At 38.2% G+C, this 330-nt stretch carries 1 pseudogene; it reads right to left on the minus strand.

Features of this window, described 5'->3' with window-relative positions:
* Positions 1–330 (minus strand): annotated as a pseudogene (locus tag FE392_RS23260) (hypothetical protein); the annotation flags it as partial.

Here is a 330-nt window from a genome sequence, read left to right on the forward strand (position 1 = left end):
TTGGTGTTAAACCAAGCTCAAGTACTTCATCGTGTAAGTTTAAAATTTCAAGTGCATCTGCACCAACTTCAGCGTCACTTGGGAAGATGAAGATACCGTCTGCATATTCTTTTGAAACTAACTTTCCATCAATACCAAGCTCTTGAAGAGCACAAACCATACCGTGAGAAGCTTCACCACGTAGTTTTGCTTTTTTAATTTTGAAGTTACCAGGAAGTACAGCGCCAACTTTTGCAACTGGTACTTTTAAACCTTTTGCAATGTTAGCAGCACCACAAATAATTTGAACTGGTTCTTCTTCACCGATATCGATTAAGCATTTGCTTAACT

Origin of the sequence: Xenorhabdus santafensis (genome assembly GCF_033949405.1) — a bacterium.
GTDB classification, from domain to species: Bacteria; Pseudomonadota; Gammaproteobacteria; order Enterobacterales; family Enterobacteriaceae; genus Xenorhabdus; species Xenorhabdus santafensis.